General features: G+C 63.6%; 17 protein-coding genes. 12 read left to right on the top strand and 5 right to left on the bottom strand.

Going from position 1 to position 24,183, the window contains the following annotated elements:
- Window positions 1-64 precede the first annotated feature (64 nt).
- From FB468_RS06970 to FB468_RS06980, 3 genes are all read right to left on the bottom strand, one after another.
- Window positions 65-2,857: an RCC1 domain-containing protein gene (locus FB468_RS06970; RefSeq protein WP_170219649.1), complete on the bottom strand. Its 2,793-nt coding sequence runs from the start codon at window positions 2,855-2,857 to the stop codon at window positions 65-67.
- A gap of 483 nt (window positions 2,858-3,340) precedes the next feature.
- Window positions 3,341-3,610 (bottom strand): hypothetical protein, encoded by a 270-nt coding sequence (locus FB468_RS06975; RefSeq protein ID WP_141886700.1) that lies wholly within the window; start codon window positions 3,608-3,610, stop codon window positions 3,341-3,343.
- A 676-nt stretch (window positions 3,611-4,286) separates the two neighbouring features.
- Window positions 4,287-4,526, bottom strand: a complete 240-nt coding sequence (locus FB468_RS06980) for a hypothetical protein (RefSeq protein ID WP_141886701.1) — start codon at window positions 4,524-4,526, stop codon at window positions 4,287-4,289.
- Between the two features lie 1,279 nt (window positions 4,527-5,805).
- Here FB468_RS06980 and FB468_RS06985 point away from each other — a divergent pair.
- From FB468_RS06985 to FB468_RS07010, 6 genes are all read left to right on the top strand, one after another.
- Window positions 5,806-7,941, top strand: coding sequence for a hypothetical protein (locus FB468_RS06985; RefSeq protein WP_170219650.1), 2,136 nt, complete (start codon window positions 5,806-5,808; stop codon window positions 7,939-7,941).
- A 972-nt stretch (window positions 7,942-8,913) separates the two neighbouring features.
- Window positions 8,914-10,314: a hypothetical protein gene (locus FB468_RS06990; RefSeq protein WP_141886703.1), complete on the top strand. Its 1,401-nt coding sequence runs from the start codon at window positions 8,914-8,916 to the stop codon at window positions 10,312-10,314.
- A gap of 135 nt (window positions 10,315-10,449) precedes the next feature.
- Window positions 10,450-11,637: a hypothetical protein gene (locus tag FB468_RS06995; RefSeq protein ID WP_141886704.1), complete on the top strand. Its 1,188-nt coding sequence runs from the start codon at window positions 10,450-10,452 to the stop codon at window positions 11,635-11,637.
- 368 nt (window positions 11,638-12,005) lie between these two features.
- A complete protein-coding gene (locus FB468_RS07000; protein ID WP_141886705.1) occupies window positions 12,006-12,467 on the top strand; it encodes a hypothetical protein in 462 nt (153 codons plus the stop codon).
- 146 nt (window positions 12,468-12,613) lie between these two features.
- Window positions 12,614-12,988, top strand: coding sequence for a Cd(II)/Pb(II)-sensing metalloregulatory transcriptional regulator CmtR (gene cmtR, locus FB468_RS07005; protein WP_141886706.1), 375 nt, complete (start codon window positions 12,614-12,616; stop codon window positions 12,986-12,988).
- Window positions 12,985-14,922 (top strand): heavy metal translocating P-type ATPase, encoded by a 1,938-nt coding sequence (locus FB468_RS07010; RefSeq protein WP_141886707.1) that lies wholly within the window; start codon window positions 12,985-12,987, stop codon window positions 14,920-14,922. Before cmtR ends, FB468_RS07010 begins: the two co-directional genes overlap by 4 nt.
- Window positions 14,923-15,044: 122 nt before the next feature.
- Here FB468_RS07010 and FB468_RS07015 read toward each other — a convergent pair whose 3' ends face one another.
- Window positions 15,045-17,708, bottom strand: coding sequence for a DUF7507 domain-containing protein (locus FB468_RS07015; protein WP_141886708.1), 2,664 nt, complete (start codon window positions 17,706-17,708; stop codon window positions 15,045-15,047).
- A 320-nt stretch (window positions 17,709-18,028) separates the two neighbouring features.
- Between FB468_RS07015 and FB468_RS07020 the strand changes: the two genes are divergently transcribed.
- From FB468_RS07020 to FB468_RS07045, 6 genes are all read left to right on the top strand, one after another.
- The gene (locus FB468_RS07020; protein WP_141886709.1) at window positions 18,029-18,400 is read left to right on the top strand and encodes a hypothetical protein; all 372 of its coding nucleotides are present in this window, start codon (window positions 18,029-18,031) and stop codon (window positions 18,398-18,400) included.
- Between the two features lie 85 nt (window positions 18,401-18,485).
- On the top strand, window positions 18,486-19,265 hold the full coding sequence (locus FB468_RS07025; RefSeq protein ID WP_141886710.1) for a thioesterase family protein: 780 nt from the start codon (window positions 18,486-18,488) through the stop codon (window positions 19,263-19,265).
- A gap of 140 nt (window positions 19,266-19,405) precedes the next feature.
- A complete protein-coding gene (locus FB468_RS07030) occupies window positions 19,406-19,960 on the top strand; it encodes a hypothetical protein (protein WP_141886711.1) in 555 nt (184 codons plus the stop codon).
- A 202-nt stretch (window positions 19,961-20,162) separates the two neighbouring features.
- The gene (locus FB468_RS07035) at window positions 20,163-21,479 is read left to right on the top strand and encodes an MFS transporter (RefSeq protein ID WP_141886712.1); all 1,317 of its coding nucleotides are present in this window, start codon (window positions 20,163-20,165) and stop codon (window positions 21,477-21,479) included.
- 80 nt (window positions 21,480-21,559) lie between these two features.
- A complete protein-coding gene (locus FB468_RS07040) occupies window positions 21,560-22,519 on the top strand; it encodes a nucleoside hydrolase (RefSeq protein WP_141886713.1) in 960 nt (319 codons plus the stop codon).
- Window positions 22,520-22,602: 83 nt separating this feature from the next.
- Window positions 22,603-23,091: a cytidine/deoxycytidylate deaminase family protein gene (locus FB468_RS07045; RefSeq protein WP_141886714.1), complete on the top strand. Its 489-nt coding sequence runs from the start codon at window positions 22,603-22,605 to the stop codon at window positions 23,089-23,091.
- Window positions 23,092-23,166: 75 nt separating this feature from the next.
- Here FB468_RS07045 and FB468_RS07050 read toward each other — a convergent pair whose 3' ends face one another.
- On the bottom strand, window positions 23,167-24,138 hold the full coding sequence (locus FB468_RS07050; RefSeq protein ID WP_170219651.1) for a nucleoside hydrolase: 972 nt from the start codon (window positions 24,136-24,138) through the stop codon (window positions 23,167-23,169).
- Window positions 24,139-24,183: the final 45 nt, after the last annotated feature.

Consider the following 24,183-nt stretch of genomic DNA (forward strand, 5'->3'; position numbering starts at 1 on the left):
TTTCGCCCTGAAACTTCCCGATCCTGTTGAGCTGGTGTCAGTCGAGACAGCATGCGGTTTCTAACTAGGAACCACTCAGTACGAGCATTTCGACCGTCCTGTCCCCCGAAGGAAGCTCGATCAGGTGGCTTTCCTCCTGACGAAAGTCTCCGAAACGTACCAATAGTTGCCCGTAGTTCTTCGAGCCAGGGATCATCTTCGCAGCCTTTTCCGCTTCGACTGCGTCGGGCAGCAAATAAGTCTGCAGCGTCTGCATGGAATCCTCACTGCTGGCAGCGGTCCCACTGTCCATTGACCCCGAGACCCCGGAAGCCTCGAATACATCAGGACGTGCACAGTACGAGTTCGACGCCCCGTCTGGAAGTACGAGAGCTATGACACAAATCGCCTCGCTCTGGTCGCGCGCAGTCCACACCGTGTACCGCTCATTTTCAGCGGCCAGGACAATGGTGTCCGGCTTGACACCACCGTGGCCGATGCTAGCTGGATCGATCTGGGCGGGGAGCTGAGAAACGGGACTGCCGTCCTCATCGGTATCAGGGTCGCCGATCTCCTCGTCCGGGAATTCTGCCCCGGTATCGGCAGTGCCTTCAGGTGCCTCCCAACCCGCATCTCCTACTTCCGCTTCGACACCTGCTTCTGCTGCTGTGTCCGTTGGGGCGGTTTCTTCGGCGGCGTCGGCTTCGCGGCTGAGCGTCTGCGGAACTAGCACTGGGACAGTTTGAAAAGCTGTGCTGTTGTTGCCAAGTCGTCCTCCCTGCCCAGAACCCCACCCGTATAGATTGCCGTCTGAACTTGAGGCGAACGCATGCTGGTCACCCGCCGCGATATCGACGTATCCACCCTTCGCTGTGAGGGACGGTATTTGATGCGGGACGGCGACCTTGCCCGAGGCTGCGTAGCCGAGCGTCCGACCACCCCATGAGTACACGGATCCGTCGTAGCTGAGCCCGAGAGATACGCCACCGCCAGCAGCAAGCCGGGTGAATCGCACCCCCTCTGGGAGCTGAATAAGCGTAGGAGTAGACAGCGCAGCCGGAATTGAGCCGTCAGACGCGGTACCGCCCTGACCGCTTGAGTTCGCTCCCCACGCGATCACTTCACCAGGATCCGTGAGCGCAAGGGTGTGGGAATCGGTAGTTGAGCTGTTTGACACTAGCTGCACGATCCGCGCGTCGTCTGGCATTGGGATCTGGGTAAACTTTGACATCTTCGACACGTTCGGTCCGAGTCCGAGCCGTCCACCAGCATTCGATCCCATTCCCCACACAGTTCCGTCCGAGCCAAGTCCAAATGTCGTTGAGGCGCCGGCCTCCACCTGCACAAACTGGACTCCTGCCGGGTTCTGCAACTGCGTGGGCCAGGTGAATGACGAACTCCCGCCAAGCTCTCCGTTGCTTGCAGACCCCCATCCCCAAGCACGTCCATTAGGACCGAGCGCCAACGAATGGTTGTAACCTGCGGACACCTGGGTAAAGGCACCGGAATTAGAACTACTGACCTGAACTGGCTTGTCGACTTGCGACCCGCCCGCCAACGACCACTGCCGAGCACCCCAACCGTAGACCTTCAGGTCGCTGCTAAGCGCAACCGTGTGGTTTCCTCCGGCCGAAACCTGAATGAAATCCTGCGACCCGGGGTAGCCAAGCCATGTCGGCGTCAACACGTTGGTAGTCGTCCCGTTTCCCACCTGACCACTTGCGTTGACGCCCCAGCCGTAGGCCAGCCATTTGTTGGTAAGAGCCATCGACTGGCCACCGCCGGCAGAAACCTTCCCGAGTCCAGGCTTCGCGATACGGCCAGGCACTTTCGTCTCCGTCCGTGCCTGTGAACTCGTAAACCGTGCAGGGAGCACTGTCTGCGCGCTCATGGTGAAGCCTGACGTCCAGGCTTGTTGGTTCACAGACACTGGGAACTGTGCGGTTCGAGTCGGGACATTCGCGATTGGAGCGGTAATTGTTTCTGTTAGAGTCACATCCCACCCAGCCCCGGTACGGACGCTGCTCCAGGTCGTGGTGAGGCCCGCTTGCGATGTCGCCTCCGGGAGGCGACCGGGCGTGACCGAAGATGGGACCGAAACGGTCGTGACAATCGCGTCACCTGCGCGAAGGTGTAGCGTCTCTCCGCCAAGGTCGGGGTGGCTTGAGACTTTCACTGCGGCGTTCGTAGCAGTACTACCGCTGAGCCCGAGCCCGTAGACGCCAGCGGTGACGTTCCAAGCAACAGGAAGGACAACGGAGTCCTTCGGGTGAGTACTCATGAGCCGTTCGGGCAGTTTAATCTCTGCGTGAAGGGTGGCTGCTTCATCAGAAAGCACGCCGGGAAACTCGGTGACGATATCAAATGTTCCAGAGGGAAGCGTAAGGGCCCCAGCTGTTTCGGCAGTGACGACGCTGCGAACAACCCACTGCCCGTTTTCTTCTTGCGTAGACCAAGCGCGACGAAACCCATTGCCCGATTCGTCCGCAGGAAGTGTACCTGGCTGCACTCCTAGGGGAAGGAGAATCTCGAGAGCGAATTCCTCTCCGCGCTCTGCAGCGATGGGGCTTGCACCCTCGGGCTGCATCGAGAAACGGACCACGCCGGAATCAGGGCCCGGCCCAAACATTGAACCGTTGGAAGGAACCGCGGCGAGCCCGTAGGGCCCTACGTCGACTCGAGCCGCAGCAACAAAGCTGTTCCCGGCGACTCTCGAGGAGTCCGTCGTGACGGCCCCGACCATTGTCGATGAGATACCGAGAGCAGAGAGCAATACCGCAGAAACCAAAGCAAGCGCGATTGCAGGCCGGGCGATGAGACGGCGTGCAAACCTGGGGCCGACTACCTCCGGGAGGGCGTTGCGTTCGTTCTGTGACATGAGAGAGCCCCTTTCAGCTACTCCTAGTGAAGTTGGTCGGCGAATGCTCCTCAGAGCTGGGCAGTAGATCTGCGCAGAAAGGTGCCCATAGCTACGCGCACTCCAGAGACACCTACGTGCGAGCACACGGCACGTCAGCAACTGAGAAGCCACGCAACGGTAGTGTTTGTCGCGCATCTCTGAGCAGCTAAGGCGGAGAGGTTATACCGCCCCGCGATCCTCGGGGGTTGCTAGCTCAAGCCGCATTCAGCTACTTCCATGCACCCCGGTGGCCGGCGTCCTGCGGCTTCTCGGCAGCTTCAGCAGCCTGGCAATCAGCTTGGCTTTGTTAAGGCTTGCCATAGGTGCGCCCGGGGCCGGCTTCTGCTTGGAACAGTTCGAGAACAACACTCCTGTTTGTCTCCGGGAATTCAATGTGCCGGAGACGTCTCCCGTATTTGTCGACCTGGAGTTGAGTGGGATCCGGCCGGAGCTCAACCTTGGTTACTTCAGAAAGCAGGGATGAGAGAAACGCTGTTGCATCGTTTCCACAGCAAACATCCGGGCCACTCCCGCGGCCGACTTCAGGGGTGTTACTTCCAAAAAGCCGGACAGGTCTGTGGCAGTGGTGCCGTTACGGTGCGCAAGGATGGTGTCGCTGTCGACGACGTGCTCAACGAGCGCCGTCTCCCCGGCGACCGAGTGTTGGGATCTGCCACCAGCTGACTTGTCCACATCATCTAAGTTCGCGAGTGCATAGGTGCAGACGAGCACGATGCCCGCGCCTGCGACTCAGGTTAGGAGCAGTCGCGCTCCACCCCAACGAGTGTGGATTGTTCCCGCGCGCGCAGCTATGCAGAACAGGGAAGAGTCTGGGACGCACACCACTGTTGTGTGTCAGCACGCTGGAGCAATGGCGTGACTCGTATTGGCTTGCGACAGACAATGCCGTTCCGAGAATGAAGCCGAGTAGGACTGTCACACGACCGCGTTGCGTCCTCCCCCTGAAACCGCCCCCACCGGTACCCACAAACCGTGAGCTTTCAACCACCATCTGGGGCGAACCGTACCCTGTTGGGTCGTTGAGCTCTCCTACCGCAAGCGGTGCATTCACCAGGCCCTCGGTCGAAATACCTTCAAAGAGGTAGTTTCGCACAGTCAGTCTGCCATTACCCGAACCATCGTCGAGATCGTCGATTTGCACCGCGGAATGCTCCTGTCCACGGAATCCGGTGTCTTCCAGAAGGGCATTGTGGGGTCTGCCCTCAGCCGTTGAGGCTATGGCGATTGCTTGCGCTCCACCGATAAAGGCCGAACCGGTAACGGTAACCGTTGCCCCGCCGCTCCGCCACAGACTCAAGCCTGTCCCGTCTTCGCCGAAGTTTAAGGTGACGTCATCAAACGAGATCGGCGTTTCAGGTGTTTCGTGGAACACGGTGGCGGTGTTGCCTCATGCTTCGTCGTTGTCCCCGAGCATCTGGTCGAAAGCGAAGCTACCTGTACTGGTCGCCGTTCTGTCTTCGGACGTGAGCATATCGAAGCCGTGGAACCCATCAGCGTGCGTCAGCGTGCTGCCGTTACGAACTATTCTCAGGTCGTCGGTCACCAACAGATCGTCCTCGGTGCGAATCGGCAGACCGGGGGCAACGGTGATCGTGTCTTCTCGAGCACTGCCATTTGCGACGTCCAAAGGCAGCCCGCCGTGTCTCTGGGCCGGAATCAGCACCGCTGGTGACGTCGCAATTGCCTGCCGTCGCTGGGGCTGCAGTTCCCAGCGACAGTGCTGCGAGCACGGCCCCGCCCGCCACTACATCCCTACAGCCCAAGGAACCTTTCCCTCGTCCTTCAACAATGGACCGCCCGTTGCTCCACACTCGAGGCAAACTCGTAGCTTTATCACGGGTCAAGGAGCATCACACTCACACGAGACAGGCCTCACTTCGGGCCGCCGCACAGGCACATACGATCGCCCCTTCAGTTGCAGCCCTGCGTCCGAGCGTGGCGCTTACCCGGCACAGGGGAAACTTGCGCCTCGCGTGAAACGAGGTCCGGGCGCGTTCGAGGTGGCTCAACGCGCATCTAGAGGCCTACAGGTTCCATCGACCACATCGATGAATTCTCACACATGCGTGTTGCGCGTTCAACGGCTAGGCGCCTGTGCGAGCATGCGCGTAGGTCTGGCCTTGCGAGCACTTGGTGCGCGGCTGAGCCTACGTCGATAGACCGATGCTGTGCACTGATTGCCCTCAGAATACGCGCAAAAGCCCAGCTAAGGAGGTAAAACCTGTGCGAAATACTAACATTTCGTGATGTTAGATTTATATGGTTCCGGTGTGTTTGCCGTGAACATCCAACCTTCCTGCCAGGTGCATTTGTGAGGCGGGAAAATCTGACGCGCGCGTCGAATTGAGAAGGAAGTGTGTATGTTGCAGCAACATCGTTTGCGGCGCTTAGTGGCGGCAGGGGCCGCCACGTTGATTGCGGCCACGGGCGTTGGTCTGGGTACGGCCCCCGCCTTTGCCGAGGAAGCGGTTCCCGCTGAGGTAGCGGCGCCCGCCGAGGTGTCCGCAGCGGCCGCGCCGGAAGCATTTGCCTCGCAGCCGCGCCTCAAGGGCAAGTGGGTGTTGGTGATCGGCGGTCGCTACTCGACGGTCGTTGACGGGCCCGACGGGCAAGTGTACGTGGGGTCCGGCACCTTGGCCGAAGTCAAGGCGAAGGCTGCGACACTCACCTACCCAGGAGTTGGCGACTATGGGCCCATCAAAACCGAGTCCGGCCGTTGTCTCGGTCTCGCCTCTGGCGACACACTTCTCCAGATCCAACCGTGTCACGGAGGGCCTCTTCAGGCCTGGCACATCGACGCTGATGGAATGATCACTCCGCCAAACGCACGAGGCCTGCAACACTACGTCCTCTACGAGAAGAGCATCTACCACGCTAACGGCAGTATCGCCGGTAGTCATCTGCTGATGAGTGAGTTGCAGCCTGAGGTCGTGCAACGCGATTTCTCCGCCTGGGTAGAGTCGCGCAATGAGAATGCCCGTTCGGTGCTCCTGCTCGGCCACGGGACGCCCGACGCCACTGTGACCCTCAACGGAGGGTCACAGTCCACCTATGTGAGGCCGCTGGGTGGCTGGAACATGGAAGTGACTGGCCTCAAGCTCGGCGTGAACAACCTCAACATCGAGCACCGTGTGAACGGTGTCGTGACCGGCTCGACCACGCTCACCGTACAGTTCGGGCCCGACCAGCTCGAAGCCAACGTGTCGTTCCCCGCAAACGTGTCCGAGCGCGCCATCGTCTCCGGCACCGCAGAGCCGGGTGCCGAGGTGAGTGTGTGGCAGGGCAGCACGCTTGTCGCGACCGCGTCCGCTGACCGGGCGACCGGGAAGTATTCGACCGAGCTGCCATCCCCGAACCGTGGCGGGGCGCAGGAGTACTCGCTGACACAGTCGGTCAATAACCAGGAAGTGCCGGGCGCTGTCTCGGTCCGTGCTGATTACGGCAGTGCCGTGTCGATCGAGTCGCCGGTGAACGAAATCATCCACAACGGTGGCGAGCTGCGCTTCCAGGGCCGCGGAGTCCCCGGCGGCAAGGTGTCGCTGCGTGAGAATGGCCGCCCGGGTGTGCTCGGCGCGGCGACGGTCGGGTCGAACGGGATCTGGACGGTCACGGTCGCGGATGTCGCGAAGAAGAACCTGAAGTTCACCGCTGAGCAGACGGGCCGCGGCGCGAACGTCACGACGGCGTCTGTCGAGATCAACCCCGGCGTCACTGACGAGGCCCTGCAAGTGATCACCCCGGGCGAGGGCCAGAAGCTGCAGCCGGGCATGGTCACGTTCACGGGCACCGCGAACGCGGGCGCGACGGTTGAACTACGGTCAAACCTCACCGGGAGCCTGTTGGGCTCTGGCGTGGCGAACTCAAACGGCGCGTGGACCGCTTCCGTGAACCGACAGTTGGGTGCCGGTAACTACACGATCCTCGTAAAGAACGGTGCACGTGAGGTGGCTCGCTCATTTACGATCGAGGCGCCCGCGCCGCAGCTGAAGCTTGACGTGGTGAACCCGGCCCAGGGCTCGAAGCTCCAGCCCGGCACCGTCACCTTCACGGGTACCGCGAACACGGGCGCGAAGATCGAGCTGCGCTCGAACGTTTCCGGCGGCCTCCTCGGCTCCGGTATCGCGACCGCGAACGGCACCTGGGCTGTCGACGTAAACCGTCAGCTCGGCGCCGGCGAATACACGATTGTCGTGAAGAACGGCACGCTCGAAGTGGCGCGCTCGTTCTCCGTCGTGCAGAAGCCCGTGACCGCGCCGCTGACCGTGACGAGCCCGGCAAACGGTGCGACGCTGAAGCCGGGAACGGTCACGTTCACCGGAACGGCGACCCCTGGCGCGGCGATCGAGCTGCGCTCGAAGACGACCGGCGCGATGCTTGGCGCCGGTACGGCAACCGGGAACGGGAGCTGGTCGGTGCAGGTCAACCGGCAGCTCGGCGCTGACACCTACAACTTCCAGGTGAAGTCGGGCAGTCAGAGCGTTGACCGCCAGTTCACGGTCGCTGACACGCCGTCTGGCACCGAGTTCCTGCAGGTGACCCTGCCTGCGACGAACGGCACCGTTCAGACCGGCAAGGTCATGTTCGCTGGTACCGCGAACCCGGGCGCTGTCATTGAGCTGCGTTCGAACGTGTCGGGCATCGTGCTCGGCAAGGGCACCACGAACCAGGCCGGGAACTGGGTAGCGGTCACTGACCGTGACCTCGCGAAGGGCACCTACACGGTGATCGTGCGCAACGGGTCACTTGAGGAGAGCCGGACGTTCTTCGTAGACGACGTCGCCGTGGTGGGGCACCTCACCGTCGTGACGCCCGCGCAGGGCGCGACGGTGAACCCCGGCCCGGTCACGTTCACGGGGCTTGCGGAGCCGCACGCGAAGGTCGTGCTGCGCTCAAACGTGTCGGGCCTTGAGCTCGGCTCGGGTACCGCAAACGCTGCGGGCAACTGGTCGGCGACAACGAGCGTGCAGCTCGGGGTTGGCGCGTACACGGTTCTCGTGGAGAGCGAGAACAACGAAATCGCCAGGAGCTTCCAGATCCGTTAACCGCGGCTCTTACTCCTCAACACACAGTGGGGGTGAGGCGGATAACCGCCTCACCCCCACTGTGCGCTGGAATCCGCAGTCACATCTTCTCCACGGCAGCACGGGCCGACCGGATCTGTGTGTATGCTCGGCCAGCTCGCCAAAGGTACACGGCAACTAAAGCCGTGGAACTGGTTTAGCGTTTGAACGTTTGACAACCACATTCTTCCTAGCCCCCACGTGTTCACTTTTCGAGCATTCCTGCCCGGTCCACCTACTCGCTTTCGAGGTACCCAGCGAGAATCAATCCCCGGAAAAGCCGAGATCACCCCATCCTGTCGAACATCTGAATCAACTCGCCAAAGGTGTTGGGACAGACGCTAGGGTTCCAGAACTCAATCTCCTCCAGGTCTTGAGATCCGTAGGTCGGGGGTTTGGATCTCTACGGGGGCGCTTGTGACACGGCTTCAGCGCTCAGCGCTGGGGCCGTTTTTGCTTTCGCACGAGCATCTCGCTGGCGACACGCAGCTCTACAGCGAGGAGATCATCCGCTCCGTCGATTTCCTGGGCCACTTGAAGCGATTCAGAGAAGTGACCCCGCCCACCCTCAGCATCATGAGGGTGAGTGAGCTCCCCCTGCACCACGAGTGCTCGAACACGAAGCGCCCTTGCCGGGGCGTACTCCAGGAGGCCACGGAGAACACTTTCGGCGCCAACCACGTCACCCTGTCGGACCGTATGAGCGTCTTCTGCAGCATCAATGCTCCAGTCATATCCGCAAGCCTACTCAGACCCATTCGGGGCATGCGGGCCCGTCGGGACCCGCTGCTTCCTAGTAGCTGCAATCATCTCAGGCGAGCACGCTACCCGCCACGTCACAGGAACGTCGGCAGCTGTCCCCACTCTGCCTCGCCGGACACCCACGACCTCGTTCAACATCTGACGAGCGTCGACATATTCACGCCGAGAACTCACCAGATATAGGCTACAAGCATGAAGAAATTTGGCTTCGTAGCTGTAGCATTCTGTGCGTTACTGGCAACAGTCATTGCGCTGGGCAGCTTCACCACGAGCTTCGCCTACAACAAATGGCAACGGCAAGTCTCGCAACTGGACCAGGTGGTCTCGGCCGAATGGAGCCATGTCAACAACTGGCCGACCGGTGGCAGTCGATACACAGGAGAGGTACGCATTGCCCTCTCAACAAGCGAGGCACAAGCACGGGAACTCGTGGAGGCAAGTTGCGGCGAAGAGTCCATTTTCGACGAAGTCATCTACGAAGCTCGCTCACCGGTCCCCAACGTTTCTGTCGAGAAGCGAGGGCTCACGGGAGTTTGCGGAGACAAGGAGGAGCTCGCGGACTTCGCCCGGATTCTCAACGTGCTTGATCAGCAGAGTGCATCGTTTGAGGCAGATGTGCTTGTCTGGAGCTACGAGGCTCGAACTGACTATGCGACTGGCGAAGAGACAACCGAACCACCCTCAATTCGAGCGGAAACGACAACCGCCGCCGACCTGTTCGCGTTCGCGGCACAAGCTCACCGTGCAGTGGGCGTGAATAACCCGTTCGACTTCGCCGGATCCGTCGACGACGACGTCTCCCCCATCACGAGTTACGGCAAGAAAATCAATATCAACGTACCTGCCGACTACGACCTCGCTCCAGTATTCCCGGTCCTCTCTCACGCTTTCCTGCTCGAGCACAAGGGCATCAGCTACGCGCCAGACACCGGGATCGTCGTCGCCATTGACGACGCTGAGGCACTAGCGGGAGAAGACGTCGCTCAGGCCCGTCAACTCGCGGAAGACGCTGCTGTGCCTTTCTCGGCACGGCTCGCTGACACACCGTTTGGCTCATCGGAGGTCTCCGAGACCCGCCAGCTCCTCCTCAGTGAGCTCGCACGTCTACCCGCGGTAGAAGCTACGACGTTCGGAGAGCACGAAACGATCGTGGCAACGACGACAAGCCTGGCAGGAATCACCGAGGTCCTCGACTACTTCGGTGAGAACAATGGTGAGCGTTTGAACGCGGTGAAAACCGTCTCCACCGCAGGGAAGGGCCGAGTCACCATCCTGCTCAAGACCGCTGAGAACGACGCCCTGACGATCCGACTTGACGCGGGCGTGGCAAGCCTCGCAGATCTCCGCGCCGTAGTAGCTGCTGCCGCCGAGATCCTCACGGCGACTACCGACATCCGGGAGGTCCATATTCAGAGCTTCCCAGACAAGCTCCGTGTTCACGTGACGTTCGAATCATACGCGGCCTCCACCACCGTCGAGGCCACCGAACAAGAGCTGCGGGGGCTCCTTCCACTCACCACCATCGACACCGTCGCAATGGGTTGGTCCGATGGCAGGAGCGAGTATCTGAACGCCAACAGTCAGGGGAGCTAGACCGTGCAGCCGATGATCTCTCCGACCGCGCACAACGTCCGCCAGCCTTGGCATACACGGTTCAGGCGAGTGGCGGCAATGGCTGTGGCGGCAGCCGTTGCTCTTGGCCTCGCTGCGTGCAGTATCGGCCCGTCCGTGAGGGACGCTGAGCGCTACGCTGCCAAACTTGCGGCCGTGCCTGGCATCACCGGAACAGAAGTGCTCAGTTACAAACCGCAGGGCATACCCGCGCCTTTGGTCGGGTCGGTACGGGTAACAGTTCCCCCGGAGAAGAAGATAATTGACGCGGTTGTTGAGCGAGCCTGCGACGTCCCAAACCGGAAACGCACTGAACTCGTCATCACTATCACCGACGGGAACGCAACCCTGCACCGAGTCGACAGCGGCTGCCCGTCGAACACGATCGACCTTGCAGCGGTCTTCGAAGACATGCGCGAGGCAAACCCGACCGGGTATGTCTGGCTTGGTGAAAGCCATACTAGTGACGACATTCTCGTTTCGGATTACGAGACAGCCCCGTACGATGACGATCCAGATTACGAGACAGCCACCTCTTGGATGACCACAGTCGCTGCGGTCTACCGAAACGCTGGCGCAACGTCGATCAGAATGGACGTGCGCGACGTCGTAATCAGCTCAGCTCCCGCCACGGAACATCTGGCAACCATCGAAGCGCTCACCTCGCTTTCGGCGGACTACCAGTTGGAGCAGCTCTGGCTCACGCCTGACTCGCTTGTCGTGAAGTCCCCCTCTGAGAGCGCAGCTGCGGTCTTGACGACGGCGGTCGACGAAGAGAGGGCCTTCGAAGATCACGACACAGAAGTCACCGCGCTACCGTTATGGTCTTTCGGGGGCACTGTAACGGCACCGATGATTCGAGTTGCAGACGCCGCCGCCGAGCTCGGTGCCACCGAAATGTCCGTGGATCGCCGCTCGAATCTTCGTGTCCTAGCGCCATCAGTTGAGGCCGTATCCGCGTGGTCGGAGCGTCTCGCGGCGGCCAATTCTGAGGGTGTACGGGTCGAGCTCACAACGGTAGACGGCTATCGGTCCTTTGAAGTCCTCATCAATGACCCTGCGCTCGTCATCACCGCAGAGCAGAACCCGTACCCAATGTGGGTGGACTGGTACCAGCGAATCGCAGAGGTCAGCCCGAAGAGTCGAGAGATCAGAGGCACAATCCGCTTTAGCACTGACCAAATCGTTGTGTTTCGCCCGGATGAGACTGAGGTCGCGTCAATCACCGCCGTTGTCGAGCAGATCGCTGAGGAGGACGGACATATTACCTATCAGGTGGGTGGACCACTTGAGACCCGATACTAGGTTCGCTTAGCCGCGCACACGTGGTACCGGCAGGCAAGACCACGAGCCAGGACCGGATGCCAGGACCTTTGCCTCCTCTCGAGGTTCCAACGCCGGCTTCGTCGTTCGTCAACCACCTGGGCGTGTTCAACACGCTGGGCGATGGAGTGACAACGAGTTGAGGTCGTTGCGCCGAGCTGGCGAAGATATGGCACGTTGCATCGACCCCTTCCCGTCCCGAGAGCGACGCTGGTCAGCCGCTCTTCTTGCCAAATCTCTGCTAGGTTGGCGACGGGGGAAACTGTAAAGGAGTACACCAGTTTGTTTGAAAAGTTTGTTCGACACTTACCCTCGTTCCACTGCTTGCCATTGCTCTAACAGGCTGCACGGTGCTGCTGCAGCCTGATACTGGTGGGCGGTCTGACTGCACACCAGCGGCCGACGTCAACGAAGCGTTTAACTGGCTGATTCTCCAAAGTGGTGTCGGTGTAGCGAAGTCAGACCTCATGGACGTCAACGACGGCCCGCTGCAACAGGTATCGCCGAAGACACTCGAACCGGATGACCTGCGGACCTTATTCGCGAGCGCCTGCGTCTACGAATCTCAAGACGATGCTCCTGACTTTAGCGAAGGCACGTCTTGGTTTGTCGTCAGTGACACCAAGCTTGACCACGCGACTGTGCAAGAGGCAGTGGGGAGTTGCGCCAACAATACAGAAGCTGCAATCGACTACACCGACATGGCACAGGGCAACCCCGAGCTTGTCGGAGGGTTTGTCGAGGAGTTCTCTCTGGACCTCGCGGACCTATTCCCTAAGGCGGAGTACGCAGCAATTATTCAAGGCTGCTGACAGCACACCCGCACGCGACTCCCTAGAAGATGGAAGGATACCGACTCCGGCAGCCCCCCCCCAAAAAAAAACAGCACCGCGAGGCGTTGTGCGAACAGCGCAGGCAGCATCGATGAAAGTACAGCAAACACTGTATAGTTCACTAGATGCTGACCATTGCTTCACGTCTCGATGTCATGAACAGGCTCGGTCGCGCCATGGCCGACCCGTCCCGCTCCCGGATACTCATGATGCTGCTCGACGGGCCAAGCTATCCGGCCGTTCTCTCGAGCGAACTCGGGCTCACGCGCTCGAATGTATCGAACCACCTCGCTTGCCTGCGCGACTGCGGCATCATCGTCGCAGAGCATCAGGGCAGACAGACCCGCTACGAGATTGCCGACCCACACCTTGCCGCGGCACTCACGAGCCTTATCGACGTCACGCTCGCCGTCGACGAGAGCGCCGCGTGTGTCGCCGCGAACTGCGCCGTGCAGGGCTGCTGCAACGCCAGCACCGGCGCGAACGGGGCCACCCCGTGACCGCGGCGTGTGGATGCGATCACCGTGAAGAGCAGGCGGGCGATCCCGAGTCCGGTGAGCGCGCCTGGTGGCGCGACCGCGCTTTGTTGGTACCACTCGCCTCAGGCGCGTTCTTCCTCACCGGCCTCGTCACAGAGACGACAGCCGGAGAGAGCACTGCCGCAGGCAATACAAGTCATGCCATGTTCTGGATCGGCTTGCTGCTGGGGGCGTATACGTTCGTCCCCGGCGCACTGCGCAGTCTTTTCACACGCGGCAAGCTCGGCATCTCGCTCCTCATGACGATCAGCGCGGCGGGAGCCATCGCGCTCGGGTTCATCGAAGAGGCTGCCGCCCTGGCGTTCCTGTACTCCATCGCGGAGGCTCTCGAAGACCGGGCGATGGATAAGGCTCGATCTGGTCTCCGTTCCCTCCTCAAGCTCGTCCCCGAGACCGCGATGCTTGTTCAAGACGGCGAAACACTCGAAGTTGCTGCCGCCTCAATCACAGTTGGCGACACGTTCCTGGTGCTTCCGGGAAAGCGTGTCGCCACCGATGGGACTATCAGCTCCGGGAGCAGCAGCGTCGACGCGTCCGCGATCACCGGAGAGTCGATGCCCGTCGACGTGAGCGTCGGCGACCAGGTCGCAGCGGGGTCGATAAACGCTTCGGGCCCGCTCGAGTTGGTCGCAACGGCAAACGGCACCGACAACTCGATAACGACGCTCGTCAACCTCGTCGAGCAGGCACAGCGCGAGCGCGGCCGCCGCGCACGCCTTGCGGATCGGATCGCGAGGCCGCTGGTGCCCGGGGTCATGATCCTGGCCGCGCTAGTCGGCACGCTCGGTTCGCTCATCACCGGCGATCCGCTCATCTGGGTCACCCGCGCGCTCGTCGTGCTCGTGGCGGCATCTCCCTGCGCGTTGGCGATCGCCGTTCCGGTTACCGTGGTGTCTGCGATCGGAGCCGCGAGTCGCTTTGGCGTAATCGTCAAGAGCGGCGCGGCGTTCGAGCAGCTCGGCTCGTTGCGCCGGATCGCCTTCGATAAGACCGGCACGCTCACACGAAATCAGCCGTCGGTCGTCACCGTGCTGGCGGGTGAGGGCGTCGATCACGAACGGGTGATCGAGTGGGCCGCCGCCCTCGAGCAATTCAGCACGCACCCCCTCGCAGCAGCAATCACGGCCGCGGCGCCCAGCACTCCCCCTGCATCAGATGTCACCGAACAACCAGGAGAAGGGATCGCGGGGGTCGTCGCCGGCCAGAGCATCGCCGCCGGGAGTCCGCGTTGGATCGCGCCGGGTGAACTCGCCGCACAGGTCACAGCGATGGAAGCCGAAGGGCAGACCTGCGTCTTGGTCGCCCGCGACGGCGAGACCGTCGGTGTGATCGGGATCCGCGATGAGCTACGTCCCGAAGCCCCGACTGCGGTCGCGTCACTACAAGATCAGGGCCTTGAAGTGATCATGCTGACCGGCGACAACGCCCGCACCGCGAACGTGCTCGCAGGCGCCGCGGGCATCACCGACGTTCGCGCGGAGCTTCGCCCCGAAGACAAGGCGGCGGAAATCTCAGCGTCGGTGGCGCAACGCCCGACAGGGATGATCGGCGATGGGATCAACGACGCCCCTGCCCTCGCCACGGCGACAGTCGGGATCGCAATGGGTGTGACGGGTGCTGACGCGGCAATCGAGTCGGCTGATGTAGCCCTCACAGGCAACGATCTCCGCATCATTCCGCGAGCTCTCAATCATGCTCGCCGCGGTCGAGCCATCATGAACCAGAACATCGTTCTATCGCTCGCTATCGTCACCTGCCTGGTGCCACTCGCAGTCACCGGCGTGCTTGGCCTAGCCGCAGTCGTGCTTGTCCACGAGGTGGCTGAAGTCGTTGTCATCGCCAACGGCCTGCGCGCGGCTCACGTCAGGCGGAGTCAAGCAGGCAGCGATCTGTAACGCCGCGGCTGCCGGCGCTGTTGCAGAGTTTGCGGAGCTGTCGTCTTTGGTGGGCGAGCAGGCCGAAGCGATGCGTGTACCGGCGGCGAGGCATGGGGTCCTCAGCCGCCGGTACACGGGTCTTACTTCGCTGCCGAGCGGCGGGCTGCGAAGATCAGGCCACCGCCGAGCGCCGCGAGGAGTGCGGCGACGCCTGCGAAGAGGCCGCCCAGTGCGGGGCCACCGGTCGCTGCGATCGCGTGCACGGTCGTGCCAACTGATGCCGTACCGCTCGCGAGCTCAACGGGGTCACCCAGCAGTGTCTGACCGCTCGCCGTCCAGGTAACGGAGAGCTTGCCGGCTGCAACGTCGGCCCGCGAAACGGTGACGGTCTGGCTGCACTCGGTCGACTCACCGGGAGCGAGCGTCGTTGCGGCGCACTCCACCGCGCCACGCTTCGAGCCGGTGGGCTCGGTCACGACGATGTTCTCGACGGTGACGTTGCTCGAGTTCGTGAGCTGCGCCGTGAAGGTCACCCGCTCCCCCTCCGCGAACGGACCGGCTGCAGCAGCGGTGATGTCGAGCGCTCCCGCGATCTCCGCGGCGATACCCACCGACACCTGGGCCGGGGCGAGCGAGCGCGTGGCGCCGCCCGGCAGCGTCACCTCGGCGAGCACCGTCTCCGTGATGTTTCCCGCATCGATGTCGCTCTGCAGCACCGCGTGAGTGAAGGAGCAGATTGCGGTTTCGCCCGGTGCAAGACGCGCGGTGTCACAGGTGAGCGCATCGCCAGTGCTCTCGCGGGTGACCTCAGTGAGCTGCAGCGTCACGTTGCCCGAGTTCTCGATGGTTGCGGTGAACTCGATGTCTTCGCCAACGACGAACTCTGCATCAGGCGCGATCACGAGCGCGGTCTCACCACCCGGGTAAGCGTTGATCGGCAGAGCGATCGCTCCGGCCGAGATCGGGGTGACCACGCCCGCCGGGGTCTGTGCCGTCCCGGTGACGTCAGTCTCGATGACGCCGGCGTCAATGTCGCTCTGTGAGACATTCACCGTGATCGTGCAGTCGGTGCTCGCACCGGGGGCGAGTGTCGTGACACCGCAGGCGGAAGCCTTTCCGCGCGACGCCTGAATCTCTACCCCGTTCAGGGTCACGTTGCCGGTGTTCACGATCGCGGCGTTCACCTCGACGGTGGCGCCGACCTTGAGATCTGCGGTCGCGTGCGTGGAAAGCCCGAGCGTTGTGCTCGGCACGTGGGCAATCGTGTCTACGATGTTGCCGGCGTCGAGCTGGGCGACGGCCGCCTGAACGCCACGACCGGAGACGGTCAGGCCCTGATCGATCTGCCCTGCGTCAATGTCCGCCTGCGTCACGGTGTAGGCCACCTTGCAGGTTGTCGTGGCTCCCGGTGCGAGGGTGGTGGCTGCGCATGCAGCCGCGGTACCGAGGGTGCCCTGCACTGCAAGATCTCGCAGGGTCACGTTGCCCGTGTTCTTCAGCGTGGCCGTGTAGGTGATCTGCTGCCCCACCGCTGGCTGACCGGTTGCGTCGCTCTTGTAGCTGGCCTGCAGTTTCTCCGACTGCGCGATCGTGTCGGTCACGCTCGCCTCGGCCAGCGGGCTTGTCGTGCCCCCGGCCGTTGATCCGGTTGCCGACACGGTGAGCGCCAGCGAGCCCGCATCAATGTCGCTCTGTGCGAGCGTGCGCGTGATCGTGCAGTGAAGGGTCTCGCCCGGTGCCAGCGGCAGCGTGGCGCACGATTCTACCTTTCCTGCGGAAGGAGTCGCCTCGACCGTGCCGAGGGTGACTGACCCAGTGTTCTTCACCGCAAAGGCGTAGGTGACTGTGTCGCCGGCCTTTGGCGCCTTCCCCAGGTCCGAGCTCAGCGTGGCCTCGCCAGTGATGTTCCCGGCAATCTGCACGGTTGCCGAGACCTCGGCGAGATTCACCCGGCTCCCAGCGGGCGTCGTGCCGGTGCCAGAAAACTTCGCGGCAATCGCGCCCGAATCAATGTCGGCCTGCGTCAGCGTCGTGCGGGCGACGCAGGTGATGCTTTTCCCAGCGTCGACGAAGTCGGGCGTGCAGGTCGCTCCTCCGGCGAGGGTGAGGTTGCGTAGTCGAACGTTGCCGGAGTTCTTCACCTCGACTGCCCACTCAACCGCGTCCCCGGCGCGGATAACCCCGTCGCCGTCGACGTCTTGCAGCGACCCCGAGGCCGCGAGCGCCCCAGCCGGGTCTTCAGGTATTGCGAACAGCACGAGTGGGGTTGACGAGATGAGGTCGAGCACGCCGCCCGAGTTTCCGTCACCAAAATACCGGCCGTGTGAGGGGGCACCGGGCGAGTTCGCACGGAACGTAAAGAACCCCTCGCTCGTGATCTCGGCTGTGAACGGCATACACTGCGAGCCGTCTCCGGTCTGGACGATCGGCGCAGAGCCAGCGGTGGGGCTGGTGTTCTTCGAGATACACGTGCCCCCGATCTGCACGATGCCGGTGTTCCCTGCCGTCGGGTAGGTGACGTCCTGTGGGGAGTTGACGGTGTCGACCCACCACCCACCGTTGTTGCCAACGTAGGTTGTCTTCGCCGAGTTCTGCAGTGGGCCGGTGGTCATGTTCCCCGATGTGATGCGCGCTTCACCTGCGCTCGCCTCGGCGATGGCGCGCGACTCAGGTGCGCTCAGCGGGGTCTCGTCGAAGTCGCTCAGTTCGGCGGCGCCCGCAGAGGTAACGCCGGTCGCTGCCCCTAAGAGCACGAGTAGCGCTGCTCCCGCTGCCGCGGGTTTGGTTGTTGTCTTTTTCTTCAACAATTCTCTCCATTTGATTGGGCCCTCCCGTCGGCGCCCGCACAGGACGTCTCCGTCAACGAAGTCACGAACACGGGAGATGAAATATCAGAATTCCACAGGTGGCATAAGCACAGTATCTCGATGCTTCCCGCATCGCAAGCTGGAGGCCTGGCCATCAGTTTCCCCAAGTCAGAGGCCGAATCAGCCCCACTGGTGCAGCTAAACTCAGTACCGTGCACCGACCTCTACGCCTCTCCTCACTGAGGTTCGCCCTCGTCACACGTACCCTCGCTGTTGTATTGCTCATTGGGGCAGTTTTCCTCGCCTCTCGGGACCTCATGCAAGAGACAGCACACGTAGACCGTGCGCTCTACGTGATCGGCGGTGGCATCGTCGCAGCGGCCGCACTCTGGTTCCTCGCTGCCGGGTATTCAACACTCGTGCTCGACGATGGCGACGCACTACTCGTTGGCAGAACACGCACGCGCGTTCCGCTGAGGCGGACCACGAGCGTCACCCACAACGTGCCAACCATGCGCGGCGGAAGGGCCTACACCGAGATCGCCTCCCCCGCGTACCCTGGCGGGTCATTCAGCTTTATTCCCCGCGACCTCGTCACCGGGCTCACCGCGGTCCCAGAGCCGCCATCGACGACTGAGCTCCGCCTCCGGGCTGAGCGCGCCCGCGGCGAGCGCCCCTCACCCCCGTAAGCGGGCAGCGCGGGCCGCGCAGCAACGATAGAGTCTGACCATACGTCCGCGCCAAGCACGGCTCCCCCGAAAGGTCGTAGCAACGATGACTGCTTCCCAGCCCGCATACTTCCGGCAGCTCTCCGCCACGACCTTCGTCGCGACCGAGTCGACAGGCGGGGCCTGGAACCCGGACGAGCAGCACATCGCCCCGGCAATCGGGCTGCTCGCCCATCTCCTTGAGCAGGATCACGTGGGGCGCGGCGGCGAACTGCGCATGGCTTCGCTAGCCTGCGACATCCTCGGCGTACTGCCGATCGGCGAGTTTACGGTCGAGGTATCCGTCATCCGCCCCGGCCGCACGATAGAACTTGTCGAGGCCGTACTCACCGCGGGCGGGCGCGTGGGGGTGAGGGCTCGCGCGTGGATGCTGCAGACAGCCGACACTACAGGTCTCTCGGGAACCGCGTTCCCCGACATGCCCCCGCTCGATTCAACCCCCGAGTACCCGTTCGGCACGACGTGGAATGGCGAGTGCGTCAACACTGTCATGGCACGCCGCGATTGCCTTGGAACGGGTCGCGCTCGCAGCTGGATCCGCACCGACACCCAGCTCATTGAAGGCGTCGCGGTCAGCAACCAGGCGCGTCTCATCGGCATGCTCGACTTCGCAAACGGCCTCGTTCCGCGGGTGAACCCGCTCGAAATTGGCTTCCCGAACATCGATCTCAACGTCTCCTTCTTCCGCGCGCCCGCAGGCGACTGGCTGGGGCTCGACACCACTGTGTCGTTCGGGCCAGACTCGGTCGGCTTAACCGAGTCTGTGGTGCACGACGAGAACGGGCCGGTCGGCACACTCTCACAGACGCTCACGATTCGCGCGTAGCGGGTGCCCGACCTGGAACACCGGCCAGGCTAGCCCCGGGGCACGGGAGAGCCACGCAACCCCCAGACTTACACGCGGGCGCGGCAGGCGCCCGCGCGGTAACGTGGCGAGAGAACCCCCGCGCACAACGAAAGCACCCGATGCCATCCCTCACCCCACCGGCAGGCGATACCGACAGCGCCGAGAGCAAACCCGCGCGCGGCCGACAGGGCCCACGGCGTTTCGCTGGCCTCTCCGCCGCCGAGCTTTCCCGGGTCATTACGGCGGGCGTCGCCTTGCCCGCCCTGTTCGTGCTGTGCTCCTGGGTGATCGAGTCATCCTGGACCGATTTGCCGGGCCGGTATCCCGCCCACTGGGGCAAGGGCGGGGTTGACAGGTTCTCATCCCCGCAGGAGTACATCAACACTCAGGCGGTTGCGGCGGCGGTCGCCGCGGTAGTGACGGCCGGAATTGCGGCGGGAAACCTGCTCGGCGGAGCCTGGTCACCGCTCTCCCGCGGTTTTACCTCGGTCGGCGCGGGCATCACCGGAGCAATTGCCGGCGGCTTCTTCGTTCAACTACTGCGCTCGCGCGGGCTCACCACGCAGGCAGCGATCGAGCTCGGCGGCGGTGCCGGCTTCCTTGGCGTTGCGGCTGGCTTCGTGGCGCTCTTCGCGCTGACCTTCACCCTTCTCCCCCGGGGCAAATACTCCTAGGCGCCACCCTCTCGCAGCGCCCCGAGCGGTTTCGCGGGGCCGTTTCCTGCCCTGCTGAACGGCGACGGGGGCCAATCTTGCAGCGCCGCTATTAATACACGATCGCCTATACTATAGTGATAGCCAGCCTGCAGCCCGCCCGGGTTTTCAGCAGTTTCAGACGGACTTCCTCCGGCACCGGAGGGTCGAGCGAAGGAGCTCTATGAGCACGCAATCAGAAGCAGTGGCAGCCCCGCCGCAGCTCACCAAGAAACCCAGCAAGGTCGAGCGCCGCAACCTCCGCGCCCTGAGCTGGGGGCACGCCCTCGAGTGGTACGACTGGGCGATCTTCGGCCTGCTGTCGGTCTACCTGGGCGCGACGTTCTTCCCCTCAGACAACCCCGTCGCCTCGACGCTGAACGCGCTCGCCGTCTTCGCCGTCGGCTTCGTCGCCCGCCCGCTCGGCGGCGCCGTATTTGGCTTCGTGGCTGACCGGTTTGGGCGCCGCAAGATCATGATCTTCGCGATCGGCGCCGTCGCTCTCGGCAGCTTTATTATTGGCGTGCTGCCCGGCTACGAGACGATCGGCATCGCGGCCCCCATCATCGTCGTTGCCGCGCGCCTACTCCAGGGCCTCTCGGCTGGCGTTGAGGCACCCCTCGGAACTGCCTACGCGCTCGAGCTCGTTCCCGGCCGCCCGGGCTACGTCGCCGGCTTCTTCGCGTTCTTCAACAACCTCGGCAACCTGCTCGCACCGCTCTCGATCTTCTGCATCAGCGCGCTGCTCGGCCCAGAAGCACTCGCCGCGTACGGCTGGCGCATCCCCTTCATCATCGGCGGCGCCCTCGGCCTCATCGTGCTCTGGCTGCGCCGCACGCTGCCCGAGACCCTGAACACCGAGGCGATCCACACCATCGGCGCCGTCCCGACAAAGAAGAACTCGGTCTGGCGCGACGTGCGCAAGTACTGGCTGAGCGTGCTCGCTACGATCTTCATCGTCGGTGCGATCCAGGCGTACAACTACACCTGGATCGCGGGCCTGCCGAACCTTGCGAACGGCCTGTACGGCGAAGACCCGACGGCTGTCTTCGCAATCACCACAGGCATGGGCATTTTCCTGACGCTCGGTGCGTGGGTGCTCAGCCGCGTGCTCGACCGCTTCCCGATGTCTCGGTGGTTCGTGATCGCCCGCGTCGCTGCCATCCCGACGATCTTCCTCGCGCTCCTCTACTCGCAGCCCGGCATCGGCACCCTCGCCGGCGTGATGTTCGGCGGCGCCGTGGTGCTGCTGCTCAACATGACGATCTTCGTCGTCGTCGCGAACTCCCTCCTCCCCCAGCACATTCGTGGAACGGGCCTGGGCCTCGGCTACGGCATCGGCGTCGCGCTGTTCGGCGGCACCGCCTCCTACCTGCTGCTGTGGCTGCAGAACCAGGGCCTCATGTGGGTCTTCCCCACCTACATTGCCGTACTCTGCGCGATCAGCGTGGTGCTGTACATCCTCGCGAAGCGCCGCAACGGCCTCTTCGTAGGCGAGTAACTCACAGCGACGCAGGCAGACCGCGCTCCCTCGGGGCAAACGACGACGCCCCTCGGGGCCGCACAGAAAGCGAACGACACATGGAACGATTCATCATCGACACCGACCCCGGCATCGACGACGCCGGAGCCCTGTTCTGGGCGCTCTCAACCGACGCCTTCAGGGTTGAGGCCCTCACGACGGTCTTCGGCAACGTGCGCGTGGAAACCGCGACGGCGAACGCCCGCAAGATCGCGCACATCGCGGGCCGCCCCGAGCTGCCGATCTGGTCGGGCGCGGCACGCCCGCTCGTTGGCGAGCCGCACTACGCCGAGTACATTCACCGCAAGGGCGGCGTCGGCTACTGGGAGTACCCCGACCCAGCACCCGACGCCGACGCCCCTTCTGACGCAGTGCTCCGCATGATTGACGCGGTGATGGCCGAGCCGGGCCAGATCAGCATCATGGCCCTCGCGCCGCTCACGAACGTGGCGCTCGCGATCAAGCTCGAGCCCCGGTTCGCGAGCTCGGTGAAGCGCATCATCTACATGGGTGGCGCCGCCCTTACATGGGGCAACGTGACCCCGGTCGCGAGCGCGAACATCTACAACGACCCCGAGGCCGCCGAGATCGTCATCCAGTCGGGTGCCCCGCTCACTCAGGTTGGTCTCGACGTGTCGCGCAAGTTCTCGGTGTCGCCCGAGCGCATCGCCGAGCTCTGGGAGTCGGGCTCACCGATGGGGCGGGCGCTGTGCGAGATGATCGGCTACCCCGACAAGCACGACGACACCGTCGAGATGCCCGAGTGGAAGACCGAGGGGATGCACTTGAACGACGTGCCGTGCGTCGCCTACGCACTGAACCCCGACTGGTTCGAGGTGCAGCGGCTGCGGGTCGATGTCGAACTCGACGGCAAGCACACGCGCGGCCAGACAGTTGTGCAGATGATCGACCGGTGGAAGGGCGTGCCGAACGTCGACGTGCTGCTCGACATCGACCGCGACGCGGTCGCGGCCGCGCTCACTGCATCAATCATCGCCGCGGGAGGCGGAACGGCCTAAGCGCCCAGGGCGGCCCCTGTGCGGTCGAGCGCACGCTCGCGCCGCACAGGGGCCGCCGCGTATCTGCCGCAGAAAGGCACACCATGACACAGAAACACAGCGCTTCCGAAGCGCACAGTACTTCCGAGGCGCACAGCGCCGATCCGGATCCCACCCCCGCAGCGCTCACCGCTGCCGACGCCGAGCTCATCGAGGCCGCAAGCGCGCTCCTCACCCGCGTCCACGACCCGGGCGCCGTGCGCGTCGCGGCGGCGGCCCGCGGCGAGTCGGGCGCACTCTATCTCGGGGTGAGCCTCGCGACCCCGCGCGTGAAGGTGTGCGCGGAGAGCGCCGCGGTGGCGAACGCGAAGATCGGCGGCGATGTCGCGATCACGCGAATCGTATCGGTCGGCCTCGCGCCCGACGACGTGCCCCACGTCATCAACCCGTGCGGGGTGTGCCGCGAACTCATCCCGAAGTTCGGCAGCGACCTGCGTGTGCTGACGGACGTCGGTGAGGGCAGGGTCGAAGCGCTCGCTCCCGGCGCACTCCTGCCGATGCCCTGGATCCGCGCGCGCTCGTACGACGACTAGGCACAGCCACACACGCCCAGCGCCCGCGGGCGAGCCAATCGGCTCGCCCGCGGGCGCTGGTGTTTCCGTTGCGCGTTACCGCCACGGAAGGGGGCGACGCAGGGTCTCCCCGATCATGTCGAGTACGCCGTCAAAGTCCATGTCGACCACAACGCGGTGGAGCGGCCGGGTCTCGTCGCGCGCGGGGTGTACGCCGGCAAGGTAGCGGTCGCCAGTCTGCGGGTCTGCAAACGTCTGCAGGGGCCGCATGACCGACGCCGTGACAAGGTCGGGGCGCAGCAGCGCCGCGACCGCCATGCTGTCGTTGATGCCCATGACGCGCTCGTCGCCGGGCTGCGGGTACGACCGCGAGTAGAACCCGGCGTAGTCTGCGCTGATCTTCGTGATGAGCTCGGCCGGCGCGTACCCGGTCGAGCTCGCGATCTCGAGGAAGAAGTCCTCGGGAACGAGCGCCTGACGCGTCACGTACGGCCCGCACCAGGTGACGTCGCCCACCGCACCCGCGACGGCCTCGGCGGCGTCAATGTCGAACGTGACGTTCGGGTCACGAGACACCCTGAAGCGGCGGTCGGCCCACGGCTCGGTATCGCGGTAGAGGGCCGGGCCCAGCGTGCCAACGATCGTCGTGCTGCGCAGCTTCTCGAGCAGCTTCGGCTCGACCTCGAGCGCGCGTGCGAGGTTCGTCTGCGGGCCGATCGCGAGGTAGTCGATCTCTCCCTTGTGCTGCGCGACGAGCTCGAGCAGCACGTCGACGCCGTTCGGCTCCGTCGCCACCGACACCGCTGGCCGCAGCCCCGTATTGCCGAATCCGTCCTCACCGTGAATACCGGGGTTCAGCCGCAGCTCCTGTTTCACGGGCACGTCGCTGCCGCGGTAGACGGGCACATCAGTGCGCCCGCAGGTATCGAGCACGTAGCGGGCGTTGTCAGCGGCGCGCTCGCCGGTGCAGTTTCCGAACACACTGATCACCGCAAGGATCTCGACCTCGGGGTCGGCCGCAAGCAGCATCAGCGCCAGCGCGTCGTCAACGCCGGTATCGGTGTCCACCACCACTTTTCTCATCGTCACACTCCCGTGTTCACGGCCTCGGGC

This window comes from Leucobacter komagatae (genome assembly GCF_006716085.1).
In the GTDB taxonomy this organism is placed as follows: domain Bacteria; phylum Actinomycetota; class Actinomycetes; order Actinomycetales; family Microbacteriaceae; genus Leucobacter; species Leucobacter komagatae.

Excerpts from the sequence above, each read along its gene's own strand:
- FB468_RS07035 (WP_141886712.1), top strand. The coding sequence starts at position 20,163 with ATGAGCACGCAATCAGAAGCAGTGGCAGCCCCGCCGCAGCTCACCAAG.
- FB468_RS06985 (WP_170219650.1), top strand. The coding sequence starts at position 5,806 with ATGAGTGAGTTGCAGCCTGAGGTCGTGCAACGCGATTTCTCCGCCTGG.
- FB468_RS07025 (WP_141886710.1), top strand. The coding sequence starts at position 18,486 with ATGACTGCTTCCCAGCCCGCATACTTCCGGCAGCTCTCCGCCACGACC.
- FB468_RS06990 (WP_141886703.1), top strand. The coding sequence starts at position 8,914 with ATGAAGAAATTTGGCTTCGTAGCTGTAGCATTCTGTGCGTTACTGGCA.
- FB468_RS07040 (WP_141886713.1), top strand. The coding sequence starts at position 21,560 with ATGGAACGATTCATCATCGACACCGACCCCGGCATCGACGACGCCGGA.
- FB468_RS07045 (WP_141886714.1), top strand. The coding sequence starts at position 22,603 with ATGACACAGAAACACAGCGCTTCCGAAGCGCACAGTACTTCCGAGGCG.
- FB468_RS06970 (WP_170219649.1), bottom strand. The coding sequence starts at position 2,857 with ATGTCACAGAACGAACGCAACGCCCTCCCGGAGGTAGTCGGCCCCAGG.
- FB468_RS07020 (WP_141886709.1), top strand. The coding sequence starts at position 18,029 with ATGCAAGAGACAGCACACGTAGACCGTGCGCTCTACGTGATCGGCGGT.
- FB468_RS07030 (WP_141886711.1), top strand. The coding sequence starts at position 19,406 with ATGCCATCCCTCACCCCACCGGCAGGCGATACCGACAGCGCCGAGAGC.
- cmtR (WP_141886706.1), top strand. The coding sequence starts at position 12,614 with ATGCTGACCATTGCTTCACGTCTCGATGTCATGAACAGGCTCGGTCGC.